Origin of the sequence: Flavobacterium panacagri (assembly GCF_030378165.1) — a bacterium.
In the GTDB taxonomy this organism is placed as follows: Bacteria; Bacteroidota; Bacteroidia; order Flavobacteriales; family Flavobacteriaceae; genus Flavobacterium; species Flavobacterium panacagri.
This window is the reverse complement of record NZ_CP119766.1, coordinates 2248005-2274389: the sequence shown is the minus strand read 5'-3', so window position 1 is coordinate 2274389 and position 26385 is coordinate 2248005. Positions and strand designations below refer to the sequence as shown.

The following is a 26385-nucleotide window of genomic DNA, read 5'->3' as shown; positions in this document are numbered from 1 at the left end:
GTTTAATAAAAAAAATAATAACCGAGTAAATATAAATACAGGTCTGATTTATTTGTTTTTTCAATTCAACGTTAAAAATACCTTTCACAAAAAATAATATTTAAGATTTCATAAAATTTACATTTTTAATAACAGAAATCAACTTCACAAACTAAAACAATTCCTTACTTTTGCATCTTCCATTTTTTTAAATCACTTATGAAATTATTATATACCTACATTATCAAACATAAAATGCTTCTGTTTTTTGCTTTGATAATGGCTACTATCAACATTTGTTTCAGTTTATCAGATTCAGTAATTACCGGAAAATTAATGCAGGATTGCGGTGTTGGAATTACAAAATATAAAGGAAACGAAATTGGATTCATTAAATCCCTAGCTTTTTGGCTTGGACTTTCCCTTGGCGCTGCAATGATTTCTAGAATTACCAAAAATTTTCAAGATTATTTTACCAACGTCGTCATACAGAGAACTGGTGCTCAAATGTATACAGACGGAATAAAAAAATCACTTGATCTTCCTTACGCAGAATTTGAAGATCAGCGAAGTGGTGAAACGTTAAGCAAACTAACTAAAGTTAGAATTGATTCTGAAAAATTGATCACACTTTCTATTTCTTTAATTTTTCAGACTATTATTGGGTTTATATTCGTAATCGTATATGTTGCAAGAATAGATCTTCGCATTTCGATCATCTTTTTAATTACTGCCCCAATTATTGCTTTAGTAAGTTTGTATCTAGGTAAAAAGATCAAAATTGTTTCCAGAAAAATTGTAAATCAAACCAATGCACTTGCAGGTTCTACAACCGAAAGTTTGCGAAACATTGAGTTGGTAAAAAGTCTTGGTTTAACCTATCAGGAAGAAAAACGTTTAAACCTGAATACGTTTAAAATCCTTCAATTAGAATTAGAGAAAATCCGTTTTATTAGAAGTTTAAGTTTCATTCAGGGAACAACCGTTCACTTTTTAAGAACCTGTGTTGTTTTTGCTTTATATTACTTCTTGTTTGGCGGAAAAATTATCGTTGGAGATTTATTGACAATGGTATTTTTTACATTCTTTATTTTTGGCCCTTTACAGGAATTAGGAAACTTTATCATTGCTTTGAATGAAACGAAAGTTTCTATGGAGAACTTTAAAACCTTATTAAGCGCTCCAAAAGAATTTCGTCCTAAAAATCCAAAACATATTGGGGCAATTCAGAAATTGCTTTTTTCAAATGTAAGTTTTCAGCATAGAACAGCTAAATTTAAAGCGGTCGAAAATATCAATTTCGAAATTAAACAAGGGCAAACAGTAGCTTTTGTTGGGCCGTCTGGTTCTGGTAAAACTACTTTGGTCAAATTATTAGTTGGGCTGTATACACCTGCAGAAGGTCAGGTTACCTATAATGATATTGATTCTACAGATATTGATCTTTTAGATTTGAGAAAGCAATTAGGATTTGTAACTCAGGATGCCCAATTGTTTTCTGGAACAATCCGTGAAAATTTATTATTCGTAAAACCAAACGCAACCGACGAAGATCTGTACGACGCACTAAAACGTGCAAGCTGTGATAAATTGCTTAGACGTGCCGAAGATGGTTTAAATACCACAATCGGGGAAGGCGGAATCAAAGTTTCGGGTGGAGAAAAACAACGTTTATCTATTGCCAGAGCAATTCTTAGAAATCCGAATTTATTGATTTTTGATGAAGCCACTTCTGCATTGGATTCTATTACCGAAGAAGAAATTAATGATACAATCAGAAATATTTCAGATAAAAACCGAATCACAGTTTTAATTGCACACCGTTTATCAACTGTAATGCATGCTGACAGGATATTTGTTCTAGAACAAGGAAAAATAATTGAGCAAGGAAAACATGAGGATTTAATTGTAGAGAAAGGGCTTTATTATGCTATGTGGCGCCAGCAGATTGGGGAACGTAAATAGTTTTAAGACTCGAAGAAACTAAGATTCTGAGTTTTTTTACACGAGCTATTTGTCATTTCGACGAAGGAGAAATCTCCATAAGAAGCTCGACAAAGATTATTGCCTTTGATTGCGGAGTTACTTGCGGAGATTTCTCCTTCGTCGAAATGAGAAAAAATGAGAAAAAATCTTTTTTAATCATTTAATCTGTTGCAAAAAATAAAACCCGATAAGTAATAAAACTTATCGGGTTTACTTTTATAAAAACTGAGAACCTTAGTATCTTAGATTCTTAGCATCTTTATTTATTTAACGAAATCCACAGCCTTAGCTAAAGCCTCTCCAATTCCATCAACATTTTTACCTCCTGCAGTTGCGAAGAAAGGCTGGCCTCCACCTCCACCTTGGATGTATTTCCCTAATTCGCGAACCACTTGTCCTGCATTTAGGTTTTTGGCTGCTACAATTTCTTTAGAGATATAACAAGTTAACATTGGTTTTCCTTCGTGAGCCGTTGCGAAAACTACAAATAAATTGTTATAAGAACCGCCTAATTCATAAGCTAAATCTTTTGCTCCTTCTGGGTTTAAATCTACTTGTTTTGCTAAGAATTGAACTCCGTTGATTTCTTGTAATTCTTTAGCCAAATCAGCTTTCATATTTTTCGCTTTATCTTTTAATAAAGCTTCTAATTGTTTTTTAAGTTGTGCATTTTCGTCTTGTAAAGCCAAAATTGATTTTACAGGATCTTGAGCATTTTTAAGAGCTTCTTTAATTTCAGTTAAAGAAACTGCTTGCGACTCAAAATATTCTTTTGCAGCTTCACTTGTAATCGCTTCAATCCTTCTGATTCCAGCTGCAACAGCACCTTCTGAAACAATTTTAAAATGCCAGATATCTGATGTATTTGCAACGTGTGTTCCTCCGCACAACTCGACAGAATCACCGAATTTAATCATACGAACTAAATCTCCATATTTCTCACCAAATAAAGCAATTGCTCCCTCTTCCAAAGCCTGCTCTTTTGGAATTCCTCTTTTTTCGATTAATGGCAGACTCTCGCGAATCCTTGCATTTACGAAGTTTTCAACTTCAACCAATTCTTCATCAGTTACTTTAGAGAAATGAGAAAAGTCAAAACGCAAAGAAGCATTTCTTACCATCGAACCTTTCTGCTCAATGTGAGTTCCTAAAATCTTACGCAAACCTTGGTGCAATAAATGCGTAGCCGAGTGATTTGATGAGGTTTTAGCTCTCTGATTAGCATCTACAACTGCGTTAAAAGTTCCCGTAAGGTTTTCCGGTAACGATTTTGCTAAATGAATCGTTTGATTATTTTCTTTTTTTGTATCGATAATGTAAACGATATCACCGTTTTGAGCTTCTAAATAGCCTTTGTCTCCTGTTTGTCCTCCGCTTTCTCCGTAAAATGGAGTTGCATTGAAAACCAATTGGAAAATCTCACCGTCTTTTGCACTTTCAACTCTACGGTATTTTGTGATTTTTACCTGATGCGATAATCTGTCATATCCAATAAATTCCTGAACATCATCCTCTACAAGTACATTCCAGTCTCCTGCTGTTACTTTTGATGCTGCACGAGATCTTTCTTTTTGCAATTGCAATTGCTCTTTAAATCCTTCTTCATCCAATTTCAATCCTTTTTCAGAAAGAATTAAAGCGGTTAAATCGATTGGAAATCCATAAGTATCATACAATTCAAATGCTTTCTTACCATCAACAGTATCTCCTGTATTGTTTAAAATTACAGCATCTAAAAGAATCAATCCCTGATCTAATGTTTTAAGGAATGAATTTTCTTCTTCACGAATTACGTTAGAGCAAAGTGCTTTCTGAGTTCTGATTTCTGGGAAAGAATCTCCCATCTGCTCGCTTAAAGTTTCAACCAATTTAAAAATAAACGGCTCTTTTGTTCCTAAGAAAGTAAAACCGTAACGAATTGCACGACGCAAAATTCTACGAATTACATATCCTGCACCTGTGTTAGAAGGCAACTGACCATCAGCAATAGCAAAAGCTACCGCACGAACGTGATCTGCCACTACACGAATCGCAATATTCATTTTATTTTGTTCTTCACTAATGCCTGTTACATCATTAGTTGTATATTTTGCACCTGTAATCGTTTCGATTTCTCTAATTAAAGGCATGAAAACATCAGTATCATAGTTTGATGTTTTTCCTTGCAAAGCCATACACAAACGCTCAAATCCCATTCCGGTATCAACGTGCTGTGCTGGAAGTTTTTCTAATGAACCATCCGCTTTACGGTTAAATTCCATAAATACGTTATTCCAGATTTCAACTACTTGAGGATGATCATTATTTACTTCTTCTTTGCCTGGTTTTAAAGCTTTTTCTTCTGCAGAACGTAAATCAACGTGAATTTCAGAACAAGGGCCGCATGGTCCCTGATCTCCCATTTCCCAGAAATTATCATCTTTATTTCCAAGAATAATTCGGTCTTCATCAATTAACTCTTTCCAAATATCCCAAGCTTCTTGATCAAACGGAACATTGTCTTCTTTACTTCCTTCAAAGACAGAAACATAAAGATTTTCTTTAGGAATTTTATAAACCTCTGTCAATAATTCCCAAGCCCAATTGATAGCTTCTTTTTTGAAGTAATCACCAAATGACCAGTTTCCTAACATTTCAAACATAGTGTGGTGGTAGGTATCAATACCAACTTCTTCAAGATCATTATGTTTTCCTGAAACACGAAGACATTTTTGCGTATCGGCTATTCTTGGACTTTTTGGAGTTCCGTTCCCTAAGAAAAATTCTTTAAACTGGGCCATTCCCGAGTTGTTGAACATTAAGGTTGGGTCGTCTTTAAGGACAAGAGGAGCTGAAGGAACAATAGTGTGTCCTTTACTCTCAAAAAAATCTAAAAATTGTTTACGTACGTCTTGTGATTTCATATTTAAATTAGAAAAATGTGTCAATTTTAATGTGTCAATTTGATAATTAGATCATTAACTTATTGTTTCATTTGATGATGCGTTAAGTTTTTTATAATGAATTCAAAAAACTTATATTATAAACAATAAATTGCCTATTTTGCGCATTATCTAATGATAAAATAGCCCCAATATCTAATCATTACTTCTTGTAAAAAATTATCGAACAGCTGAAACATTTAGCCATTTTGTTCGTCTAACTCATTTTACAAGGTGCAAAAATAGCGTATTTTAAAATATGGCGAAAGTAAAATATTATTACGACTCAGAAAATCTGGCTTATACGAAAATAAAAACCAGAAAAAGAATAAAAATAGGCTACGCCTTACTGTTTTTACTCGCCTCGGCGTTGTTCGGTTTTTTAGTTTTCGTTCTTTTAATTAATACACCTTATTTCGAAACTCCGAAAGATCGTTTACAGGCACGTGAAATTGAGAATTTAAAACTTCAATATTCTATTTTAAATAAAAAATTAGATGAAATTGATGCCGTTGCAGATGCCTTAGAAGAACGTGACAATAATATTTACAGAATTTATTTTAATAAAGCTGAAATTCCGGATTCGATTAGAAAAGCCGGTTTTAGAAATCCGGAGAGATACAAAGCATTAGAAGGATATAATAATTCTCAATTGGTTTTAAACACCACAAAAAGAGTTGATAAACTGTCCAAAGAATTAGCTATTCAATCAAAATCGTTGGATGATATTTTAAAATTAGCTGGAGCTAAAGAAAGTTTATTATTAGCAATTCCTGCCATTCAGCCTGTTCAGAATGAAAACTTAAAACGAGTTGCCTCTGGTTTTGGATACCGAATTGACCCTTTCACAAAAGTACGAAAAATGCACAACGGAATGGATTTTACTGCCAATACAGGCGCTCCAATTTATGCTACTGGTGACGGTGTCGTAGCAAGAGCTGATAATACAGCATCTGGCTATGGAAACCACATTGTGATCAGGCATGGTTTTGGATATGAAAGTCTATATGCTCATTTAAGCAAATACAACTGTAGACCTGGACAAAAAGTCAAAAGAGGAGACGTAATTGGATATGTTGGAAGCACTGGAAGATCCGAGGGACCACATTGTCACTATGAAGTGCATAAAGATGGTAAAGTCGTAAACCCGCTGAATTTCTATTACGGAAATATTTCGGCTGTAGAATATGTGGCAATTTCACATATGGCCAACCAAGAAAATCAATCATTAGATTAATATTCCGAAAAAATAGTATTTTTGAAGTAAAATAGTAAAAAACGAATCATGCATATTGAACTTTCTAAAGACAAAAGATATTATAGTATTGGCGAAGTAGCCAAAGCTTTTAATGTCAATGCCTCTTTGATACGATTTTGGGACAGCGAATTTGATATCCTGAAACCCAAAAAAAATGCAAAGGGAAACAGAATGTTCACACCCGAAGATATTACCAACCTACAATTGATCTATCATCTTGTAAAAGAGAGAGGATTTACGCTCGAAGGCGCCAAAATACATTTAAAAGAAGGACAAAAGAAAACGTTAGATAAATTCGAAATAATACGTAAATTAGAGTCCATAAAAACGCAATTGAACGACATCAAAAACGAATTGTAATTAAAACTAGAAATAAACTTAAATCAAAACAAATATGAAAAAGTGGTTAATCCCTGTAGGAATTATTATAGCACTTATTGCTATTATCGCATTTTGGTCGATTGGTATTAAAAATACTGCTTTACAGCACAGTCAAGCTGTAAATAAAGAATGGGGAAATGTTCAGACGGCTTACCAAAGACGTAATGATCTTATTGGGAATTTAGTAAACACTGTAAAAGGAGCTGCTGACTTTGAAAAAGGAACTTTAACAGCTGTAATCGAAGCTCGTGCAAAAGCTACTTCTGTAACAATTGATCCAAGTAATGTAACTCCAGAACAATTAAAAGAATTCAATCAGGCTCAAAGTGGTGTAAGTTCATCATTATCAAGATTATTGGTTTCTGTAGAGCAATATCCAACTTTAAAGGCTAACGAAAACTTCTTGAAATTACAAGACGAATTAGCAAGTACTGAAAATCAGATTTTAACTGCGAGAACTCGTTTTAATGAGGCTGTACAAGTTTACAACGGATATGTTTTGAAAATTCCAAACAACTGGTTCTTGAGCGAATACAAAGAAAAACCATACTTTGAAGCTTCTACAGGTGCAGATAAACCAGTTGAAATAAAATTCTAAAAAGTTCTAGGTTCTAGAAACAATCTATAATATAAACTCTAAAATCATTTCCATGTCAAAAGTAGAAGATTTTTTAACCAAAGAAGAAGAGCATGAAATTGTTGAAGCTATTCGTGTGGCTGAAAACAATACTTCTGGCGAAATTAGAGTACATATAGAAAAAACTACTTCTAAAGCTCATTACCATAGAGCTTTAGAAGTTTTTCATGAATTGCGAATGGATGAAACTAAATTACAGAATGGGGTTCTACTCTATTTTGCTGTTGAGGATAAAAACTTTGTGATTTGTGGCGACAAAGGAATTAATGATTTAGTGTCTAATGATTTTTGGGATTGTACCAAAGACATTATGATAAATCATTTTAAAGCTGGAAATTTTAAGCAGGGAATTGTTGATGGTATTCTAAATGCTGGAGAACAACTGAAAAAATATTTCCCATCTCAAGAAGATGATATCAACGAATTATCAAACGAAATTTCTAAAGGATAAATGATGAAAAATTCTAAAAATAAAAACTCAAATTCCAATAGAATTTTTCAGTTTACTTTTTTGTTTATCGCTTTTTTTGTTTGCAATACTCTTCTTGCGCAATTCGATATCCCAAAAAAACCCGATTTTCAAACTTCTGTTTACGACTACGCTAATGTTTTAAGTGCTTCTGAAAAAACGCAATTGGAAGAAAAGCTAGTTCGTTATTCCGACTCCACTTCTACACAAATTGTAGTGATTACTATCGAAAGCTTGAAAGGCGAAGATATTGGTATTCTTACTCCAAAATGGGCTCAGGAATGGGGAATTGGCCAAGCAAAAGAAGATAACGGTGTTTTAATCTTATTAGCTAAAACCGAAAGAAAAATCTGGATTTCTCCAGGTTACGGATTAGAAGATCGTTTAACTGCTGGTATTGGCGGAGAAATTACAAGAAACATTATTATTCCTGAATTTAAAGCTGGAAGCTATTATCGAGGACTTGACAAAGGTGCTGATGCTCTTTTTGATGTTTTTAAAGGAAAATACAAAGGAGAGCGCAAAAAAGCCAAGGGACAAGATTTTCCCGTTTTACCTTTTATCGTAATTGTTGTAATTATTTTGATTTTACTTGCCCGAAATAAAAAAGGCGGAGGAGGAAATTCTGGCAGTAATGGTGGAGGCCCTAGCCTGCTTGACGTTATTATTCTAAGTAATCTTGGAAGAAGCGGTGGCGGCGGATTTGGAGGCTTCGGAGGCGGATCATCCGGTGGTGGTTTTGGCGGAGGCGGAGGCTTCGGCGGAGGATTTGGCGGAGGCGGATTCTCGGGAGGTGGTTCTGGAGGAAGCTGGTAATTTAGGATGCTTCTAATTTTCTTTGTTTCAGACGTCGAGTTTAGGTTTCAATATTAAAAAATCATACATTTACATTTTACAATTTATTAATAGATGTTATCACATAAAGCAAAATACGCCCTTAAGGCCTTACTTTATTTAGCAGAACAAGACGAAAATCACATTTCTAGAACTGTAGAAATTGCTGATGGAGCCAATATTCCTAAAAAGTTTTTAGAACAGATTTTATTGGATCTAAAACGCGGCCGTTTTGTGAGCAGTAAGCAGGGGAAATTTGGTGGATATTATCTAATTAAATCAAAAAATGACATCACTCTGGCAGAAATTCACCGATTATTTGACGGTGCAATTGCTCTTTTGCCATGTGCTTCACTAAATTTTTACGAGCCTTGCTCCGATTGTAAAACCGAGTCTGAATGCAGTCTGCGTCACGGTTTAATGCTTATCAGAGATAAAACTTTGAAGGCTATGGAAGGCATTACAATCGCTTCATTAGTAAAGAAATAAAAAAATATTTTCTAATCCCTAGTAAATCGATAGAATTAATTACATATATTTGCAAAAAATAATTAACAAACCAATAACAAAATTCTATCTCATGAAAGTACATTTTAATCCCTCGGGTGTTACAAAACTTTTGCAAAATAAAACTAAGCTTTTCAGAACTGCTTCTGGCAATTCATGTATGATGTGTATGTGCTGTTAAAAAAATTTATTTTTAAACTCTACTAATCATATATACTTAATATAAAAATGAAAGCATCTATAAAAAATATCTTTACAATATTATCTTTTTTAACCTTCTCTATCTCATTTGCACAAAATATTGAAGGTGTAGTTACAACAAGTGAAAACATTCCTTTAGAAGCAGTAAACGTGGTAATTAAAGGAACTACTCATAGCGCTATCACAGACAACAGCGGTAAATTCGTCATCGATTCTGAAGGAAGACTGCCATTGACTCTTTTAATTCAATATGTTGGATACAAAACAACAGAAATCGAATTAACTGCTATTCCAGCAAATCCAATTCAAGTTGCACTTAGAGAAGAAAACGAACTTGTCGAAGTTGTAGTTTCTTCTAGAAGAAGAATCGAAAAAGTTCAAGATGTGCCAATTGCCATTTCTGTAATCACAGGAAAACAAGCAGAACAAACTGGAGCTTTTAACGTGAATCGTATTAAAGAATTAGTACCATCTGTTCAGCTTTATTCTTCGAACCCAAGAAATACTGGAATCAACATTAGAAGTTTAGGTTCTCCTTTCGGATTAACCAATGACGGTATCGATCCGGGAGTTGGATTCTACGTTGACGGAGTATATTTTGCTCGTCCAGCTGCTACAACACTTGATTTTATCGATGTAGAACAAATTGAGGTTTTACGTGGCCCACAAGGTTCTTTGTTTGGAAAAAACACAACCTCTGGAGCCTTTAACATTACAACTCGTAAACCAAGTTTTACTTCTGGTGCTGATTTTGAACTTAGCTATGGAAATTATTCTTTCTTACAGGCTAAAGCATCTGTTACTGGAGCCTTAGGAAGTAAAGTAGCTGGTAGAATATCTTTCTCGGGTACTTCTCGCGACGGTTTAGTGGACAACGTTGCAACTGGAAGACCAACAAATACTTTGAGCAACCAAGGAATTAGAGGACAATTGCTTTGGACACCAACTGTAAATACAAATGTTATTTTTGCTGCTGACATCACAACACAGCGCCCTGACGGATATGCACAAGTTATTGCAGGCGTTGCACCAACGCAAAGAGCAGCTTACAGACAGTTTGATGCTATTATTGCCGATTTAAATTATCAGCTACCAAGCTTAAATGCTTTTGATCGTAAAATTGATCACGATACTCCATGGAGATCAAATCAAGATATGGGAGGTTTCTCTTTGAATGTTGATACTAAAATTGGAGGTGGAACTCTTACTTCTACAACGGCATGGCGTTTCTGGAATTGGGATCCGTCGAATGATAGAGATTTTACAGGATTACAAGTATTAGCTAAATCTCAAAACCCAACAAGACAAACACAGATTACACAAGAAGTTCGTTACGCTGGACAAATTACTTCAAAAATAAGTGGTGTTGCTGGAGTATTCTTTATTGATCAGACATCGCAGACTGATGGAACGGAAGAATCTGGAAATGCACAATGGAGATTTGCACAAAGTTCAACTAGTGCTCTATGGAAAACTCCAGGTCTTTTTGAAGGATATGGAATTAAAACGGATGCCAACATTCGAGCTTCAAGTGCTGCAGTATTTGGTCAGATTGACTGGGCTATTACAGATCGTCTGCATGTTTTACCAGGTTTACGTTATAATTTTGATAAAAAAGATGCGCATTATGCTCGTACAACATACGGAGGTTTACAAACAACAGACCCAGCATTATTAGCTTTGAAAAAACAAGTATATTCAGATCAGGCATTTGATTCAGCGATTGATAACACAGACTTTTCAGGGAACATTACAGTTACTTTTAAAGCTTCAGATAAAATCAATGCTTATGGAACTTTCGCAAAAAGCTACAAACCAGTCGGTGTAAACGTTGCTGGACTTCCAACAAACTCAGCTGGACAACCGCTGCTTGAACTGGCTGTTATTAAACCAGAAAAAGTATATCATTATGAGGTTGGAGTAAAAACTTCTCCTTTCAAAAATTCAATTTTCAACTTAGCCTTGTTTCAAACGGATATAAATGATTTCCAAACTAATGTTCAGGCTGCTGAATTGGGTGTAAACCGTGGTTATCTTGCTAATGCTGATAAAGTACGCGTGCAAGGTGTAGAAGTAGATGCCAGTTTTGTATTTAGCGAGCACTTAACTATTAATGGAGCTGCAACTTATACAGATGGTAAATATGTAAAATTTACAAATGCACCGCTTCCATTAGAAGAAACTGGAGCTCCAGTATCCTTTAAAGATGTTTCTGGATCTGCACTTCCTGGCGCTTCAAGATGGGCAGGATCTTTAGGAGGAGAACTTTCTGATCGTGCTAAATTCTTTGGAAATGCAGGAAAAATTTTCTTGGCTGTTGATTCTTATGCTCGCTCTGAGTTTTCCTCAAGCCCTTCTGCATCTAAATATTTGGTTGTTCAAGGTTATGCTATTTTTAATGCTCGTTTAGGTTTCCGTGCTTCACAAGGTTTATCTGTTCACTTCTGGGGACGTAACCTTTTAAATAAAGATTACTATGAGCAGTTATTGCCAGCAGGTGGAAATGCAGGACAATATGCAGGAGTTTTAGGTGATCAAAGAACCTATGGAATTACTTTGAAATATTCGCTATAATAAAATAAACTAATGAGTAAAAATGAGATATGCTTTAAAAACATATCTCATTTTTTTTACAAAAACCTTAAACTGTTATTTAAAAACCTTAATGTGGTAATTTATCTTATTCAAAGAAATGATATTTACTATTTAAGACTTTAAAAATCTTATTGTAATAGATATAGTTTTAAAAAAGGAAAAACTAATTCAGTATCTATAATGCAGCATTATTACAATTTTACAGTTTCAGCCAATCAAATTTCTTATAATCCTTATTGGTATGTAAAATTGAACCTTCCTTTAAATTTCTTTTTAGTAATTTGTTTTTTAGCTCTTGGAGTCATTTATTACTACCTAAATGATTCCAAAAATGGAATCGTTATTGCAATCTTGGTCAGTATTTTTTTTTCTCTTAGTTATATCTACAGATTAAAAATCAAACATAGTACAACATTTCTTTTTGACAAAACTGAAAATAAATTCTACAAAATTACACCGTTCGAAAAAAAAGAAATCACAACATTAGATGCTATTCTGAATATCACAACCAAATCGAAAATGGATAGTTTTTGTTATATACTAACAATCAAAACGGGCTCTACTACAAAAAACAACAAATTAACCAATCAAATAAGAAATGAAAATCAAAATAATCCTGAAGTTCGTTTTTTAGAAATGGAAATCATACCTCAACTTGAATTATTCTTAAATTTTAAAAAAGAAATTTTAATCGCAGCTGATTCAAAACATAACTCCAATATTTAAACAAGAAAACATTTTACTTTTAAAACAATCACAAAATCAAACAAAAAGCAGAATAAAAAACAAATCAAATTTCAAATCATATACTCCTCTTTGTATATATTCGCAGCCTGAATTTTATTGATTGAATGAAGATTTTCAAATTAATACTTATTTTAATCTTAGCTGGTTCGATTTTATCAGCACAAAATATAAAGAAAACCGATCAGCAGACTCTGACTTGGATTCGTTATTACAATATCTTTCCTTTAAGTGAAAAATGGGCCATTCATTCTGAATTTGACAATCGAAGTTTTGTTAATCCTATTCACGAAAATCTTTTTGTAATCCGTTCTCAGGCTCGTTACAGAGCAACTAAATTAATGGATTTTGGTGGTGGATTTGCTTATTTTAATGTCAATACACAAAATCCAAATATTGATCCAGATTATTCCGTTCCTGAATATCGAGCGCAGCAAGATTTGACTCTCATAAATGATATTGCTAGAATTACCTTTCATAATCGTTTTCAATTAGAAGAACGTTTTATACAAAAAGCAGATAAAAACGGGCTTCTAAACGAGTTCTCCTTTGCATACCGATTTAGATATCGACTGCAATCTACTTTTACCCTTTGGGAAAAAGATCAGAACAGCTTAAAAGGTACCCTATCTGACGAAGTCTTATTCAATTACGGAAAAGACAACAAAAGAAATACTTTTGATCAAAATCGTATTTATGCTGCATTGCGGTATCACTTCACTCCACATCTTGGTTTAGAATTGGGATACCTCAAAAACTTCCAAAGACGTGCCAGCGGTGTAGATTTTTATGATCGAGATATTATCAGATTTACCGTTTACCATAGAATTAATAGAAAATTTTAGATTTTAGATTTTAGATTTTAGATTTTAGATTTTAGATTTTAGATTTTAGATTTTAGATTTTAGATTTTAGATTTTAGATTTTAGATTTTAGATTTTAGATTTTAGATTTTAGATTTTAGATTTTAGATTTTAGATTTTAGATTTTAGATTTTAGATTTTACTATAAAAAAAACGGCAAATCATTTTATGATTTGCCGTTTTTTTATTCTTTCTCCCTTTGTAACTTTGTAACTTTGTAACTTTGCTACTAGAATCCTCCTCTCTGTCTTCCTCTTCCTCCTTTTTTACTTTCAGCGAAGTTTCCAATTTTGTATGCTAGAGAAAACATTACATAGCGTTTTAAAACGGTATTTTCTTCATCACGAATCGAAGTTGCAGAAATCGTTCTTGTTGCGCTTTGGTTCTGATTTAAAACATCGTATACTTTCACTTTTGCATATAATTTTTTATCTAAGAAACCATAAGACAAACTAGTATTCCAAAGAAAGAAATCTTTCTTAAAATCACCTGAAATATTTGAATTATAGGTATATCCAAAATCATTTCCAAAAATCAAATTCGCAGGCCAATATGAAGTTGTTTGTAGATTTATTCTGTGAATTACATTTGAAGTTGCATCTCTAGAAAAATTCTCATATCGTGTTTCGTTGTATGATAAACTATAAGATGGTGCGATAGAAAGTACTTCCCCATAATCGTAAGAAGCATAAACACTTGGTGTTACTACAATTGATTTGGCACTATACAATTCTGCATTTGTAAATCCTTTATCAAAATTATAGTTTCCGCTTAAACGCAAGCCGTAACGTAAAGTATGCGCATCTTTTTTAATCTGCTGATTCCAGTTTCCACCAATAGATGTCGAATAAGTTCCTGAAATATTTACATAAGTCGTATTTCTTTTTCCGCTATCATCATAAATTGAAGTTGAAACTACGTCATTATTATAATAATCCCCTCTAATATAAACACTGTATCCAGAACGAGTCCTAAAATCAAAGTTCTTGAAATCGATTCCGGCACTATTTTTCTCAATTGGATTTAAATCTGGATTACCGATTACACTATTTAATGGATTATTTAAATTCGCCACCGGCATTAATTGCGTTGCTGACGGAAGCGCATTCGAATAATCGTATTTAAAAGTTAAATTCTTAGATCTATTAAATTTGTATCGAAGTTGCGCATTTCCATAAGGAAGCATATATCTTTTATTCAAATCAGTTGCTTGATTCAAATAAAAAGAATGATTATCAAACTCCACAATTGAAGTTCTTGAGTTTAAATTCAGTGTAAATTTACTTTTCTGTAAAGTAATCCCAACTTTTGGAGAAATCGAATTCTGCTTTGAAGTTGTATAATTTGTCAATGATAAATTCAAATCAGAATATTGATCAGTATCTTCATCAAAATTGAATGTTTTCTGATCATTTATAGAATTTTGCCAGTTAAAATCAGTTCCAAAACGTACACGAAGTGAATCTGTAATTGGTTCTGTATATTCTAAATCAATAGCATAAGTATCACTTTTTGAAGTGTTTTTTGCATTCTGATTTCTTTCATCATTCGGTTTTCCGTCTTGGTGGAAAATAGTTTCAGAAATATTAATTCCGTTCGAGCTATTTTTTGAATTATTGTTATTAAAAACAATACTCAGATTTCGTGACTTTTTTTCAAATACTTTATTGAAATTTATGCTGTTCGCAAAATTCGTATTAGATCCTGTAGTATGAGAGCTTGATGTACTTTCGTTTAGTGCATCACCATTTTCATCTACTGAAGAACTAAAAGAAGAATTTGTATTAGAAGAATTGGATTGATTTAAATTTGGAGCCACAACAAGACGCATCGTCGGGTCGATTTTATATTCTAATTGAAAATTGGCATTATTCCCCGTATTTTCATTTTTGGTTTTAGAATCAGCCTCTGTTACAATATTTCCTGTTGGCAAAAAACTAACCTGATTCGATTTACTATCATTTTTAGTTACCGCATTCGTAAAATTATAGCTGCTCATAAACTCCAAATCTCTCGTCCAATCGTCAGAATAATTAATACCGGCCAAAGTCGATTGTGTAATTCCTCTTCCGCCACTGCTCGCGCCCTGACCTCCTTTTGCATTTCTTCCGCCTCCCATATTATCAAAAACCTCATCCATCGAAAAGCCAGTTGAATTAATATTATTGGAAGAAGCTAAAACACTGATTTTTTGTTTGTTTTTGAAAAAGTTCATCATCAAACTGCTTTCATAATGTTCGTCCGAGCCATATCCGCCGAGAACTTTTCCGAAATAACCTTTATTTTTCTTTTCGTCAATAGTGATATTAATACTCGAATAATCTGAAGTCGATTCCTGCTTAGCAAGCTCTTCCTTTTTTGTTTTAAAGTCAGAAACCTGAACTTTTTTAATAATATCTGCTGGAAGGTTTTTAATGGCTATAGCACCATCTTTATCAAAAAATGCTTTTCCATTCACTAAAACCTGATTGACTTCACGTCCATTCACCGTAATTTTTCCAGAATTATCAACATCAAATCCGGGTAATTGCTTCAATAAAGTTTCAACATTTGCATCTGGACGAACCTTATATGATGGTGCATTAAATTCTAAAGTATCTTTTTTAATGGTAATAGGCGGAGCTTCAGATTTTACTATAACCTCGTTTAAAACATTGGCATTTTCAATCATATATAATTTTCCAAAGTCTTTACTTTCAGTAAGACCTTTTTGCTCTTCAAAGTAAGCTTGGTATCCCGTATAATTTACTTTTAAAAAAACAGGTTTATCAAATTTTTTGGTATTAATGAGGAAATTTCCATTTTTATCCGTCGTAGCATATTCAATGATAGTAGAATCTTTTACAGTGGTAAAATAGACAGTGGCAAGTTCAAGCGGAAGCTGTGTATTAATATCAATTACAGTTCCTTTAACAACAATATTATTTTGGGCATTTGCCGAATAAACAAAAGCTAAAAACAATAGAAACGAATAAATTCTGGTCATAAATTAGGTTAGTTAGAACATTAAGACTTTAAAAAATGCAAAAGGTTTAATTGTGTTTTTCACATTTATTCAAATATAATGCCAATAAAAAACCAATACTGTAATTATTTAATTACCAAACATAAAAAAGTCCCCTGTTTTGGGGACTTCTTTGTTTTTATTTTTCTCTAATATAAATATCAATTGGAACTCCTGCAAAATCCCAATTTTCTCTAATCTTATTTTCTAGATATCTCTTGTAAGGTTCTTTAACATATTGTGGCATATTAGCAAAAAAGACAAACTGAGGTGTTTGAGTTGGCAATTGCATACAATATTTAATTTTCACATATTTTCCTTTCGTCGCTGGTGGTGGATATGCTTCAATTACTTTCAACATGTATTCGTTGAATTTTGAAGTTGCAATTCTTTGTTTTCTATTTTCAAAAACTTGAACTGTTGCTTCTAATGCTTTTAACAAACGCTGTTTAGTTAATGCCGAAACGAATAAAATTGGCACATCTGTAAAAGGCATTAATTCTTTTTTGATTTTTTCTTCGTAATCACGGGTAGACATGGTGTCTTTTTCTACCAAATCCCATTTGTTTACCAAGATTACTACTCCTTTTCTATTTTTTTCTGCCAACCAGAAAATACTCTGATCCTGACCTTCAAATCCGCGGGTTGCATCGATAACCAAAATACAAATATCGGCGTGTTCGATTGCACGTACAGAACGCATTACAGAATAAAACTCTAAGTCTTCTTTTACTTTTGCTTTACGACGGATTCCCGCAGTATCAACCAAATTAAATTCGAAACCAAAACGGTCAAATTTAGTATCAATGGCATCACGAGTTGTTCCTGCAATATCAGTTACAATGTAACGGTCTTTACCAATTAAAGCATTGATAAAACTAGATTTTCCAGCGTTTGGACGTCCTACAACTGCAAAACGAGGTAAATCTTCTTTAACCTCAACTTCTGGTTTCTCTGGAAATGCATCGATTAAAGCATCTAATAAATCCCCTGTTCCGCTTCCCGAGATACTTGCAAAAGTAAAATAATCTCCTAATCCAAGATTATAAAACTCAATCGCATCTTTTTCACGCATAGCGTTATCCACCTTATTTACAGCCAATAAAACTGGTTTTGTTACTTTACGAAGCAATTTTGCAACGGTTTCGTCCATTGGCGTAATTCCTTCTTCAACATCAACCACAAAAATAATAACATCGGCTTCGTCGATAGCAAGCTCTACTTGTTTACGGATTTCACCTTCAAATACGTCATCAGATCCGCGAACGTATCCACCGGTATCAATTACAGAAAACTCTTTTCCGTTCCACTCGCTTTTACCATAGTTTCTATCACGGGTCACCCCAGATACTGAATCTACAATAGCTTCTCTTCTTTGTATCAGCCTATTGAAAAGGGTTGATTTCCCCACATTAGGTCTTCCTACTATCGCAACAATGTTATTACTCATTTTTTTTGAATTTTAGATTTTAGATTCACAATTCCGATTTCGTTTTTGACTAAATCACAATAAATTATAAATCCAAAATGCCTTATTTAAATTTTTTGCAAAGGTAGTTAAAAAAAGTTGCTGAGACGCTAAGTTTCTAAGTACCTAAGTTTTTTATCACTTTCTTGTTATTTTTCAGGAGCTAATCCAGCTATCCGCTATATCTTTTTCTGGTCTCGTTATAAAAAAACGAGACCAGGAAAAGGATGTCGCTTCTATCTGGGCTATGATTTAAGGTTTCAAGAACATTTAATTATTTCTTTTTTCTTAGCCAACCCAAAAGCCTTTCATTTTTGATTTTATAATAGCCTTTTTCCTTTTCTAATTCAAATTTCTCTCTGGAATCATTAAATGGCCCTGGATTTTGCTGAATAATTTCGATTTCATTTTCAGAAACTTTGGATATTATCGCAACATGTCCAAATCTATTTAATATTGATCCTGAAAAAATCATCAAATCCCCAACTTCAGGTTTCTCTTTACTTGGATTTGTATATTGAGTTAAATCTCTTTTTGAGTTCAATTCCCCATCTTTTACTCTTGGATCAAAAAAATCCTTTGCATGTCCGTAAGCATCAGGCATTTTATGTTTGTAATGTTCGTAATAATAACGTTTTACAAATTCAACGCACTGATATTTAAGTCCTAAATTGTAATTATCTTTTGTAACGTTTCTTCCTGCGATATGATCTACTCCTCCGTTATAATAAACTTTTACTCCATTTAAGCTATCCAGCGCCTGACCTATTTTATAATGAGAGTTTAAGTTTATTTTCTTTACAACTTTTATTCCTGTATAGCCCAAAACTAAAACCGAAATTATGATGAGAGCAGTCTTTTTACCTTTCATTTATTTTCTTTATAAATCAATAGTTCTTTTGAGTTTTGTTTGCGTGAGGGATTGAGGCGATATCCTTTTGTGAAGTGAAACGGAGCAAAAGATAAAGCCGAATCCCGATAGCTATCGGGACGACCCGGAGGGACACGCCCAAAACATTTTACTGATTATACCCGAAACGTTTCAGCATGTTGGCATTGCTTCTCCAGTTTTTGTTCACTTTTACATACAGTTCGATATGAATTTGTTTTCCGAAGAATTTCTCTAAATCGGCACGGGCATCTGTTCCTACTTTCTTTAAAGCGGCACCTTTATGTCCGATAATAATTCCTTTCTGTGTATCGCGCTCCACCATAATTACAGAACGAATTCTGATAATTTTTTCGTCTTCAAAAAATTCTTCTGTTACGATTTCAACTGCATACGGAATTTCTTTAGCGTAATTCAATAAGATTTTCTCACGGATGGTTTCATTCACAAAGAAACGTTCTGGTTTGTCTGTTAATTGATCTTTTGGATAATATGCCGGAGATTCTGGCAATAATTCTACAATTCTCCCGAAGACTTCTGGAACGTTAAAGTTCTGTAAAGCTGAAATTGGGAAAATTTCTGCATTTGGTACTTTTTCTTTCCAGAAAGAAACCTGCTGCTCTAATTGTTCCTGATTCGAATTATCGATTTTATTTAACAGCAATAAAACAGGGATTTTAGCGTGAATAATTTTCTTGAAGAAATCTTCATCTTTTAAATCCTGCTCGCCTATTTCGACCATGTAAATTAAAATATCAGCATCTTCAAAAGCTGATTTTACAAAGTTCATCATCGATTCCTGCATTTCATACGCCGGCTTGATGATTCCCGGAGTATCAGACAATACCAATTGGAAATCTTCTCCGTTTACGATTCCAAGAATTCTATGACGTGTTGTTTGTGCTTTTGATGTAATAATTGATAATCGTTCTCCAACGAAAGCGTTCATCAATGTTGATTTTCCAACATTTGGATTTCCGATAATGTTTACAAAACCTGCTTTATGTGACATTTGCTTACTATTTTAAGGTGCAAAGGTAGTCATATCAACTCAATACAGAAAATAAAACATTTTTTAAAGTTTTCGTTGGATTTCTAAAAAATCGGCGTATCTTTGCACCCGAAACATCGCGGGATAGAGCAGTAGGCAGCTCGTCGGGCTCATAACCCGAAGGTCACAGGTTCGAGTCCTGTTCCCGCTACACAGACAAAAAGCTTCAGAGAAATCTGAAGCTTTTTTGTTTATATTTGATTTAGATTGCGGGTGCGAAGTCAGAGACATTCGCTTAGCTTTTGAGCAGAACTCAGAACAGCTCTAGAGTTGTTTTCTATATTTTATACAAAAAATCAATACTCGCCAACTTCTTTCCATTCTTCATTACGACTATCTTTGAATCGAACCAATTTAAATTCTTTAAAATCCCTCGTTTTATACTTTAAATCATATATCAAGATATCGTCAGTAATAATATCTTCCATGGAACTAAATGATCTTGCTACCACTCCAATCAAGTAAAAATTGTCTTTTAATTTCTTTTCCACAAATGCAAAACTCCACAAATCGGCTCCGTAAGAAAATTTAGATTGTCCCGAAGCATAACTATTTAATTTTTTAAAAAAAAGATTGTCTTTAGGTATTAACTCCACATTTTGTACTTTGTTTTTTTGGATAAGATAGGTTTCGTGCCACGAGAAGTCTCCATTTCGACCAGTCCACGAAATTACTTCGCCAGGAATATCTTCATTAAGTTGCGGTCTTTCTTCGGATCTGACCATTGTTTTTTGAAAATCTAAGAGTACTTTTTCAGTATAATTTTTATGTGTGAATCTTGCTTGTAATTGTTGTAAAGTCCAACTTCCAGTCTTGTTTTGAGCATATGAACCAAAGTAAAAAGTGATAAAAAGTATAAAAGTAAATGTGTTTTTCATTAACCTTGCTTTATTAAATTATTTAATTAGTTTCTAGTCGGCATACTTTAAGTTAACTTATTTATGTGTTATGAAACCAGACATCTCACCTGAATTGGAGTAGATATACTTGATAATTATTACACATTTTTTATTCTCAAATATACAATTTTTCCACTACAAACAATCGAAAGAACTACAAATATAATTCGTGCTTTTGGGCATTTATATAAGTAGCAATGCAAACAAAAATCAGAAAAAAATTAAGATGCACATGCTAAAATACTGTAATAATCCAAGATAATCTGGTTAGATATTTCAATGCTTCCCGCTACTAAGGAAAACACCACTTGAAAAAGCTGGTGTTTTTTTATTTTTAAAAATTTTCGACCAGCTCATTTGGGCTCATATCCGCCACGGCGGACAAAGGTTCGAGTCCTGTTCCCGCTACTAAAAAATATGTAAAGCCTGAGAAATATAGATTTCTCAGGCTTTTTTTTGTGGTTCGATGAATCCTATAATATTTCTACCAAATATAAAAAGCCTGTATTTTCTAGGGAAATTGGTTCGAGTCCTTTTAGGTAATTGACGATTGAAGCTGTTATAGCTACCTTCTATAAATATAGCAAAAGAAATCGCTCTTCCCTCCCAACCTTTTCCGATTTTATAATATCTATATATTTATTATAAGAGAAATTTTAAAACTTTAATTACATTTTTATTGCTACTTTTCTGAAGTATTATATTTGAAATAAATTCCCAATTTTTATACTAAAATTAAAAGCTCTAAATCAATTTTACAGTATTTATGAAAAAAATTATCTGCATATTTTTCTGTCATATGATTATTCTTTCATTTGGACAGAACATCGAAGCAAAAAGCAAATTAATTAGAGGATTTGTTTTTGATAACTCCGAATATGCAAGCATTCCATTACCAGCTGCTGAAGTTCCTATTGAAATAATAGGAACGGAAAGAAAGACAAAAACAGACGATAATGGCAAATTTGAAATTGAAGCAAAAGAAGGTGACGTTTTAATTATTCAAGGATTATTTATTAAAACTCAAAAAATTTTAATTAAAGATAAAAACTGCTATGAAATTAATCTAGGTACAGTGACTGGTACTGGATTGATCTATCATCAAAGCAAAAAAGCCGCTAGACAAACTAATAGATTCTATAGTAAATTAGTGAAAAAATTATTGAAAAAGATGGAAAGTGGTTTTTATGATTGTGTTGATTAAAGCCAAATAACAAACATTCATTCAACAAAATAAATGTAACCCATGAAAACAATAATTTTTATATTATTAAGTGTTTTTTCAATAGGAAATGGTCAAAATAAAAAGACTAATAACGCAGTAAGAGATTTTTCTTTAAAAATTCCCGAAGGTTATACCAAACGTAAATGGGTGGAATCATATCCCGGTTGTGGCACTCCTTATTACACATTAGTACCAAATGCAGAGAACTACGATTATAATTTTTATAAAAAAGGAAATAGAGTTTACTACCAAGGGATATTAACAAATATTGATGGTAGTAGCTTTAAGAGAATTGGGCCTGAGTATTTTAAAAACAATACCCATGTTTATTATTATAATACATGGAAATCAGGTTTGCAGAAAATTGAAGGCATCGATGCGGCTTCAACAAATTATTCTGATTGGTTTATTGCTGACAAAAACTATTTATACATTAAAACTTCAAAAGTAATTGAGAGTAAAGATTTAAAACTAATATCCGATTATACAATTTACAAAGAAGGTGTTTCTATAATAAATAATGAGAAGAATTTCCTCAAAGAACAATATTACTTATTCAAAAATATTAAAGGATATTGGATCGTCAAATCTTCTGATATTGTATCCTACAATTTTTTAGGAAAAACTTATAGTCATAAATGGGATATCGTTTATAAAAAAGAAAAAGAAGCAGAAAAAAAAGAAATAGAAGAAGCCCTCTATAGCACTACAGATGTAGATGTTCTACCTAATTTTCCTGGCGGAATAAGTGGATTTAATGGTTTTGTAAATAAAAATTTCAAAGTGGAAGAAAAAAATCTAAAAGGAAAAATTTATTCAACCTTTATAATTGAAAAAAATGGAACTTTATCTGACATAAAAATCCTTCGAGATCTTGGCTATGGAACCGGAAAAGAACTCATTAGAGTTTTAAAACTATCTCCTAAATGGAGCCCGGGAATTAAAGATGGAAAAAAAGTAAGATGCTTTTATTCGATACCTTACACAGTAAATACATCACTTGATTGAATTATATATATTCTTTTCAAATCATCAATAAAATGGTTCGAAAATTGTCCCGTTAGGGCTACTAACACAATGCTTCAGAGAAATCTGGAGCTTTTTTTGTTTAGACTACTGAAAGACTTTGCGTTCACGAGCGGGACGCCAGCGCCAGCGAGGGATGTGATTGTATTTGAAAAAAAATCATTTTTACAATATAGATGCCTTCCTTTTCCAAATAATGGAAAAGGTAATTGTAATTCTCTGTTATTGTTTAGGATTATTTTAAATTTTTTTTGAGGAATTTTTCTAAATCTTCGGGGCTAATATTTCTTGCAACTATTTTACCTTCGGGGCTAATTAAAAAATTTGATGGGGTAAAAGAAATATATTTTTTTACAGCTTCGCTATTGTCAATACCCCTTTTTTCAATCAAATTTTGCCATTTTAGATCATGTATTTTCAAGAAATTTTGCCATTGTTGCAAATCTTTATCAACGGAAACTGCTAAAATTTCAAAATTCCGGTCTTTATATAAATCATGAATCTTTTGTAATTTAGGAAATGCAGCGATACAGATACTACAATAGGTTGCCCAAAAATCTATAAGATACCATTTCCCTTTTAAAGATACTGTTTTAAATACAGTATTGTTTTCATCCGGTAATTCAAAATCATAAACCATATCGTTTACATTTATATCGTTTTTAGGATACAGTTTTTTTTCTATAATATAAATAGTGCTTTTTCGTTGATTTTTTTTATCTAATTTACTATATATTTTTTTAATTGATTCTTATCCAATGTACTATCCCAACACATTTCCTCAATTAAAGTAGCCACATAATAATTTTTTGGATTTTTAACTGCCATTGTGTTTAGCTTTCTGTATAAATTTTGATCCCGATCTTTAGCAAATAAATTACTAGCAACAAATCTTTCATAATCGTTCTGTATCAGAGCTGTTTTTGTACCCACAATTGAAGTTGCATGAAAAATAACTGTCGTATCTCTGTCTTGGATTTCTTCATAAAAAGCTAAGTCGATTTTAACGTTTTTATTTTCGAGAAAAAATTCTTTTTTCATTATGCAAGGTTTATCTCTCAACCAAAAAAATACATTTGTCATGTTACCTTTTATATGCCCTTTGAAAGAAAATTTATTGTTTTCTACTAAACAGCTATCATTTTTATCATCATAAGAAACGTATAAATACCCTTTGTAATTATTTTTTAAAACGCCCTTTAATGTAAAATAATCTGGACTTTTCTTTTGTGCCTGAATTAGATTAATAAAAAAAAATAGGATAATAATATAGGTTTCTTTTTTCATGGCAAATCTTCTTGTAATTAGAATAATTATTGCGATTTGAATAAAAACGTTTATAAAACTTATTTATATACGTGATAAACTTCAATATATTATTATCAAATATATACTTTTTCAATACATATTATCAAAAAGCTTTTTAATTTGACTAATACCTTTTGATACCTATAAGAATCGCAATGCAAACAATAATATTCAGAAAAAAATTAAGATGTACATGCTAAAATATTGTAATAATCCAAGATAATCTGGTTAGATATTTGAATGCTTCCCGTTACTAAGTAAAGCTTCAGATAGATCTAGGCTCTTTTTTGTTCTTATCTTTTTCCGATTCTCTTTGCGGACACAGATTAAAAATCTGCACTATGGTTGTATACATATCTACAGCGATCGGTTATTTTATTATATATACTTTATGACTGGCTTTTTACTGAAAAAGAAAATTTTAAGAAAATTCATTTTAAGAAAGGATTAAGCATTCATTTCTTTTTTTCTTTACAGTATTCATCAATTTTATCTTTAGCATAATCTGCGCCAAGTTCCAATGCTTTATTCCAACTTTCACAAGCTGCCCTTTTATCTTTTAAATTAAGTTTTGTATTTCCAAGATTAAAATATGCCTGCTGTTTATTTTCAAGTGATGAATCATCAAACTGCAGTACTTTTTCATAATCTGCAATCGCACCTTGATAGTCTCCGTTTTCATCTTTTAATCCGCCTCTATTAATTAAAGCACTTCCAAATTTTGGAGCAATCTCTATAGCTTTGTCATAATCTTTAAGAGCCGATTTCCAAGTGTAAAGTTCATTCTTTACGATTGCTCTTGAATAATAAGCATTTGAATCTTTCGAATCAATTGCAATTGCCAATGACCAATTAAATATTGAGCCACTTAAATCACCATTGTTGTAACAGTCAATACCTTTATCAAAATAGTACTCCGCTTTCGAATTATCCAAGTCTGGGAAATTTGAGCTTCGTGGATCAAATAATCCTCCATAAGCATCGAGAGTTGAATCAAATTCATATCCTCTTTTGTACATATCCAAACTCCAATACATTAAATTGTCTGCAGTCATTGGTATTTCATTTGTTTCTCCGTTTACTTCCCAAAGAGATCCATATTTCTTAACTTCATGCAATACATATGGATAATGGGAGTTTAAGAATTCAGATAATCGGATTAGATTTTCCTTATCGTCAGAAATAAAAGTAAAATCCATTTTAGTTAGACAATTGTCTTTCAATCCACTGTCAGACATATTTTTAAATACGTCTTCAGCAGAAACCATCTCTTTGCCAAATCCTTTTACAAAATTTTCCCAAGTGATAAATTTATTTTCCATTTTACTTTGCCCTTGGGCTGCTAACGTTTTTAAAAATATTAATAAAATCAGAATTTGATTTTTCATTTTAGGTATTTGTTTCTTTAATTTTGAAATAGCACTTTTCACAAACAATTTTAAATTTGCCTTCTTCCCAGCATTTTTCTGACAAACCACCTTCTTTGATTCTCAATTTCTCACATTCGTTACACCAAGCCACAAAATCATCATCTTCATATTCGAATTCCATATCTTCAAATGTTTCAAATGATTCTTCGAATCCGTTTTTGCTTCCTTCTTTTAAATGCTGGCAGATAAATGCTCTTCTTCTTCTCTCGTGATTTTCGCAATCAACATATTTGGTCTTTTCTCTTTCTGCTAAATCATTATCAATCAGTTCAGTTAATACAATGTAAATTTTTAAGTGATCAACAACAGGCCTATACACGCCAATACCGCCTATTAAATTACAGCAGATAGAAGATAATTCCCATCCTATCTCATCATAAGATGGAAATTCCCCATTAATTAGATTTTCATAGTTATTTGCAATTCCAAAACCTTTAATTTTTTCAATATCAACGACTACGTTTTTAGATGTATTTTCATTGTCCCACGACCATTTCCAAGTTTTAGATGCTGTGGAATAAGTTCCAACTTGATAATATCTGAAATTAATAGTTTTATCAGGCTTAGATAGTGTTATAATACCACTCGGCTGGTCATAGTTCCAACTTGTAAAAGAATTAATATCATACGCTTTATTTAAATCATCTTGCATTTTTTGTAATTCGCCAAAACAATCTGTTAAGAAATCTTCATATGCCATATTTAATGTT

General features: G+C 32.5%; 22 protein-coding genes and 1 tRNA gene. 13 read left to right on the top strand and 10 right to left on the bottom strand.

The features are described from left to right. Positions 1 to 198 precede the first annotated feature (198 nt). Positions 199 to 1944: an ABC transporter ATP-binding protein gene (locus tag P2W65_RS10275; protein WP_289665358.1), complete on the top strand. Its 1746-nt coding sequence runs from the start codon at positions 199 to 201 to the stop codon at positions 1942 to 1944. Positions 1945 to 2228: 284 nt separating this feature from the next. On the opposite strand, the gene alaS is transcribed toward P2W65_RS10275, so the two are convergent. Next, entirely contained in the window at positions 2229 to 4868 is a 2640-nt protein-coding gene (alaS, locus tag P2W65_RS10270; RefSeq protein WP_289665357.1) for an alanine--tRNA ligase, read from the bottom strand. Positions 4869 to 5145: 277 nt separating this feature from the next. Here alaS and P2W65_RS10265 point away from each other — a divergent pair, with 277 nt between their 5' ends. The 9 genes from P2W65_RS10265 to P2W65_RS10225 all read left to right on the top strand — a co-directional run bounded on the left by P2W65_RS10265 (position 5146) and on the right by P2W65_RS10225 (position 13357). Then, positions 5146 to 6123, top strand: coding sequence for a M23 family metallopeptidase (locus P2W65_RS10265; RefSeq protein ID WP_289665355.1), 978 nt, complete (start codon positions 5146 to 5148; stop codon positions 6121 to 6123). A 48-nt stretch (positions 6124 to 6171) separates the two neighbouring features. Further along, positions 6172 to 6504 carry a MerR family transcriptional regulator gene (locus tag P2W65_RS10260; RefSeq protein WP_091492704.1) on the top strand — a complete coding sequence of 111 codons (333 nt, stop codon included), beginning with the start codon at positions 6172 to 6174 and terminating at the stop codon, positions 6502 to 6504. Positions 6505 to 6538: 34 nt separating this feature from the next. Continuing rightward, complete coding sequence (locus P2W65_RS10255; protein WP_289665353.1) at positions 6539 to 7123, top strand: LemA family protein; 585 nt, start codon at positions 6539 to 6541, stop codon at positions 7121 to 7123. Positions 7124 to 7175: 52 nt separating this feature from the next. After that, positions 7176 to 7613, top strand: coding sequence for a TPM domain-containing protein (locus P2W65_RS10250; protein WP_289665352.1), 438 nt, complete (start codon positions 7176 to 7178; stop codon positions 7611 to 7613). A 3-nt stretch (positions 7614 to 7616) separates the two neighbouring features. Further along, entirely contained in the window at positions 7617 to 8447 is an 831-nt protein-coding gene (locus tag P2W65_RS10245; protein ID WP_289665351.1) for a TPM domain-containing protein, read from the top strand. A 93-nt stretch (positions 8448 to 8540) separates the two neighbouring features. Next, a complete protein-coding gene (locus P2W65_RS10240) occupies positions 8541 to 8954 on the top strand; it encodes an RrF2 family transcriptional regulator (RefSeq protein ID WP_012023964.1) in 414 nt (137 codons plus the stop codon). 246 nt (positions 8955 to 9200) lie between these two features. Beyond that, positions 9201 to 11747, top strand: a complete 2547-nt coding sequence (locus P2W65_RS10235) for a TonB-dependent receptor (RefSeq protein ID WP_289665348.1) — start codon at positions 9201 to 9203, stop codon at positions 11745 to 11747. A 201-nt stretch (positions 11748 to 11948) separates the two neighbouring features. After that, positions 11949 to 12494, top strand: a complete 546-nt coding sequence (locus tag P2W65_RS10230; RefSeq protein WP_289665347.1) for a hypothetical protein — start codon at positions 11949 to 11951, stop codon at positions 12492 to 12494. A 125-nt stretch (positions 12495 to 12619) separates the two neighbouring features. Beyond that, positions 12620 to 13357 carry a DUF2490 domain-containing protein gene (locus P2W65_RS10225; protein WP_289665346.1) on the top strand — a complete coding sequence of 246 codons (738 nt, stop codon included), beginning with the start codon at positions 12620 to 12622 and terminating at the stop codon, positions 13355 to 13357. Between the two features lie 247 nt (positions 13358 to 13604). Here the strand turns inward: P2W65_RS10225 and P2W65_RS10220 are convergent, their stop codons facing one another. The 4 genes from P2W65_RS10220 to era all read right to left on the bottom strand — a co-directional run bounded on the left by P2W65_RS10220 (position 13605) and on the right by era (position 19748). After that, positions 13605 to 16361, bottom strand: a complete 2757-nt coding sequence (locus P2W65_RS10220) for an outer membrane beta-barrel protein (RefSeq protein ID WP_289665345.1) — start codon at positions 16359 to 16361, stop codon at positions 13605 to 13607. A gap of 157 nt (positions 16362 to 16518) precedes the next feature. Continuing rightward, positions 16519 to 17829 (bottom strand): ribosome biogenesis GTPase Der, encoded by a 1311-nt coding sequence (der, locus tag P2W65_RS10215; protein WP_289665343.1) that lies wholly within the window; start codon positions 17827 to 17829, stop codon positions 16519 to 16521. Between the two features lie 292 nt (positions 17830 to 18121). Next, a complete protein-coding gene (locus P2W65_RS10210; RefSeq protein WP_289665342.1) occupies positions 18122 to 18718 on the bottom strand; it encodes a CHAP domain-containing protein in 597 nt (198 codons plus the stop codon). A gap of 148 nt (positions 18719 to 18866) precedes the next feature. Next, positions 18867 to 19748 carry a GTPase Era gene (gene era / locus P2W65_RS10205; protein ID WP_179001194.1) on the bottom strand — a complete coding sequence of 294 codons (882 nt, stop codon included), beginning with the start codon at positions 19746 to 19748 and terminating at the stop codon, positions 18867 to 18869. Between the two features lie 117 nt (positions 19749 to 19865). Between era and P2W65_RS10200 the strand changes: the two genes are divergently transcribed. Next, a tRNA-Met gene (locus tag P2W65_RS10200) sits at positions 19866 to 19938 on the top strand. A 145-nt stretch (positions 19939 to 20083) separates the two neighbouring features. On the opposite strand, the gene P2W65_RS10195 is transcribed toward P2W65_RS10200, so the two are convergent. Further along, a complete protein-coding gene (locus P2W65_RS10195) occupies positions 20084 to 20665 on the bottom strand; it encodes a hypothetical protein (RefSeq protein ID WP_289665340.1) in 582 nt (193 codons plus the stop codon). Positions 20666 to 21452: 787 nt separating this feature from the next. Here P2W65_RS10195 and P2W65_RS10190 point away from each other — a divergent pair. Both P2W65_RS10190 and P2W65_RS10185 read left to right on the top strand, forming a co-directional pair. Further along, positions 21453 to 21890 (top strand): peptidase associated/transthyretin-like domain-containing protein, encoded by a 438-nt coding sequence (locus P2W65_RS10190; protein ID WP_289665338.1) that lies wholly within the window; start codon positions 21453 to 21455, stop codon positions 21888 to 21890. A 42-nt stretch (positions 21891 to 21932) separates the two neighbouring features. Beyond that, the gene (locus P2W65_RS10185; RefSeq protein WP_289665337.1) at positions 21933 to 22919 is read left to right on the top strand and encodes an energy transducer TonB; all 987 of its coding nucleotides are present in this window, start codon (positions 21933 to 21935) and stop codon (positions 22917 to 22919) included. Between the two features lie 253 nt (positions 22920 to 23172). Here P2W65_RS10185 and P2W65_RS10180 read toward each other — a convergent pair whose 3' ends face one another. The 4 genes from P2W65_RS10180 to P2W65_RS10165 all read right to left on the bottom strand — a co-directional run bounded on the left by P2W65_RS10180 (position 23173) and on the right by P2W65_RS10165 (position 26375). Beyond that, the gene (locus P2W65_RS10180) at positions 23173 to 23577 is read right to left on the bottom strand and encodes a TlpA family protein disulfide reductase (protein ID WP_289665336.1); all 405 of its coding nucleotides are present in this window, start codon (positions 23575 to 23577) and stop codon (positions 23173 to 23175) included. An 80-nt stretch (positions 23578 to 23657) separates the two neighbouring features. Beyond that, positions 23658 to 24224: a DUF4369 domain-containing protein gene (locus tag P2W65_RS10175; RefSeq protein WP_289665335.1), complete on the bottom strand. Its 567-nt coding sequence runs from the start codon at positions 24222 to 24224 to the stop codon at positions 23658 to 23660. A 476-nt stretch (positions 24225 to 24700) separates the two neighbouring features. Further along, positions 24701 to 25633 carry a tetratricopeptide repeat protein gene (locus tag P2W65_RS10170; RefSeq protein ID WP_289665334.1) on the bottom strand — a complete coding sequence of 311 codons (933 nt, stop codon included), beginning with the start codon at positions 25631 to 25633 and terminating at the stop codon, positions 24701 to 24703. A gap of 1 nt (position 25634) precedes the next feature. After that, positions 25635 to 26375: a DUF6882 domain-containing protein gene (locus P2W65_RS10165; protein ID WP_289665332.1), complete on the bottom strand. Its 741-nt coding sequence runs from the start codon at positions 26373 to 26375 to the stop codon at positions 25635 to 25637. Between the last annotated feature and the right edge of the window lie 10 nt (positions 26376 to 26385).

Excerpts from the sequence above, each read along its gene's own strand:
- P2W65_RS10275 (WP_289665358.1), top strand. The coding sequence starts at position 199 with ATGAAATTATTATATACCTACATTATCAAACATAAAATGCTTCTGTTT.
- alaS (WP_289665357.1), bottom strand. The coding sequence starts at position 4,868 with ATGAAATCACAAGACGTACGTAAACAATTTTTAGATTTTTTTGAGAGT.
- P2W65_RS10265 (WP_289665355.1), top strand. The coding sequence starts at position 5,146 with ATGGCGAAAGTAAAATATTATTACGACTCAGAAAATCTGGCTTATACG.
- P2W65_RS10260 (WP_091492704.1), top strand. The coding sequence starts at position 6,172 with ATGCATATTGAACTTTCTAAAGACAAAAGATATTATAGTATTGGCGAA.
- P2W65_RS10255 (WP_289665353.1), top strand. The coding sequence starts at position 6,539 with ATGAAAAAGTGGTTAATCCCTGTAGGAATTATTATAGCACTTATTGCT.
- P2W65_RS10250 (WP_289665352.1), top strand. The coding sequence starts at position 7,176 with ATGTCAAAAGTAGAAGATTTTTTAACCAAAGAAGAAGAGCATGAAATT.
- P2W65_RS10245 (WP_289665351.1), top strand. The coding sequence starts at position 7,617 with ATGAAAAATTCTAAAAATAAAAACTCAAATTCCAATAGAATTTTTCAG.
- P2W65_RS10240 (WP_012023964.1), top strand. The coding sequence starts at position 8,541 with ATGTTATCACATAAAGCAAAATACGCCCTTAAGGCCTTACTTTATTTA.
- P2W65_RS10235 (WP_289665348.1), top strand. The coding sequence starts at position 9,201 with ATGAAAGCATCTATAAAAAATATCTTTACAATATTATCTTTTTTAACC.
- P2W65_RS10230 (WP_289665347.1), top strand. The coding sequence starts at position 11,949 with ATGCAGCATTATTACAATTTTACAGTTTCAGCCAATCAAATTTCTTAT.
- P2W65_RS10225 (WP_289665346.1), top strand. The coding sequence starts at position 12,620 with ATGAAGATTTTCAAATTAATACTTATTTTAATCTTAGCTGGTTCGATT.
- P2W65_RS10220 (WP_289665345.1), bottom strand. The coding sequence starts at position 16,361 with ATGACCAGAATTTATTCGTTTCTATTGTTTTTAGCTTTTGTTTATTCG.
- der (WP_289665343.1), bottom strand. The coding sequence starts at position 17,829 with ATGAGTAATAACATTGTTGCGATAGTAGGAAGACCTAATGTGGGGAAA.
- P2W65_RS10210 (WP_289665342.1), bottom strand. The coding sequence starts at position 18,718 with ATGAAAGGTAAAAAGACTGCTCTCATCATAATTTCGGTTTTAGTTTTG.
- era (WP_179001194.1), bottom strand. The coding sequence starts at position 19,748 with ATGTCACATAAAGCAGGTTTTGTAAACATTATCGGAAATCCAAATGTT.
- P2W65_RS10195 (WP_289665340.1), bottom strand. The coding sequence starts at position 20,665 with ATGAAAAACACATTTACTTTTATACTTTTTATCACTTTTTACTTTGGT.
- P2W65_RS10190 (WP_289665338.1), top strand. The coding sequence starts at position 21,453 with ATGAAAAAAATTATCTGCATATTTTTCTGTCATATGATTATTCTTTCA.
- P2W65_RS10185 (WP_289665337.1), top strand. The coding sequence starts at position 21,933 with ATGAAAACAATAATTTTTATATTATTAAGTGTTTTTTCAATAGGAAAT.
- P2W65_RS10180 (WP_289665336.1), bottom strand. The coding sequence starts at position 23,577 with ATGGTTTATGATTTTGAATTACCGGATGAAAACAATACTGTATTTAAA.
- P2W65_RS10175 (WP_289665335.1), bottom strand. The coding sequence starts at position 24,224 with ATGAAAAAAGAAACCTATATTATTATCCTATTTTTTTTTATTAATCTA.
- P2W65_RS10170 (WP_289665334.1), bottom strand. The coding sequence starts at position 25,633 with ATGAAAAATCAAATTCTGATTTTATTAATATTTTTAAAAACGTTAGCA.
- P2W65_RS10165 (WP_289665332.1), bottom strand. The coding sequence starts at position 26,375 with ATGGCATATGAAGATTTCTTAACAGATTGTTTTGGCGAATTACAAAAA.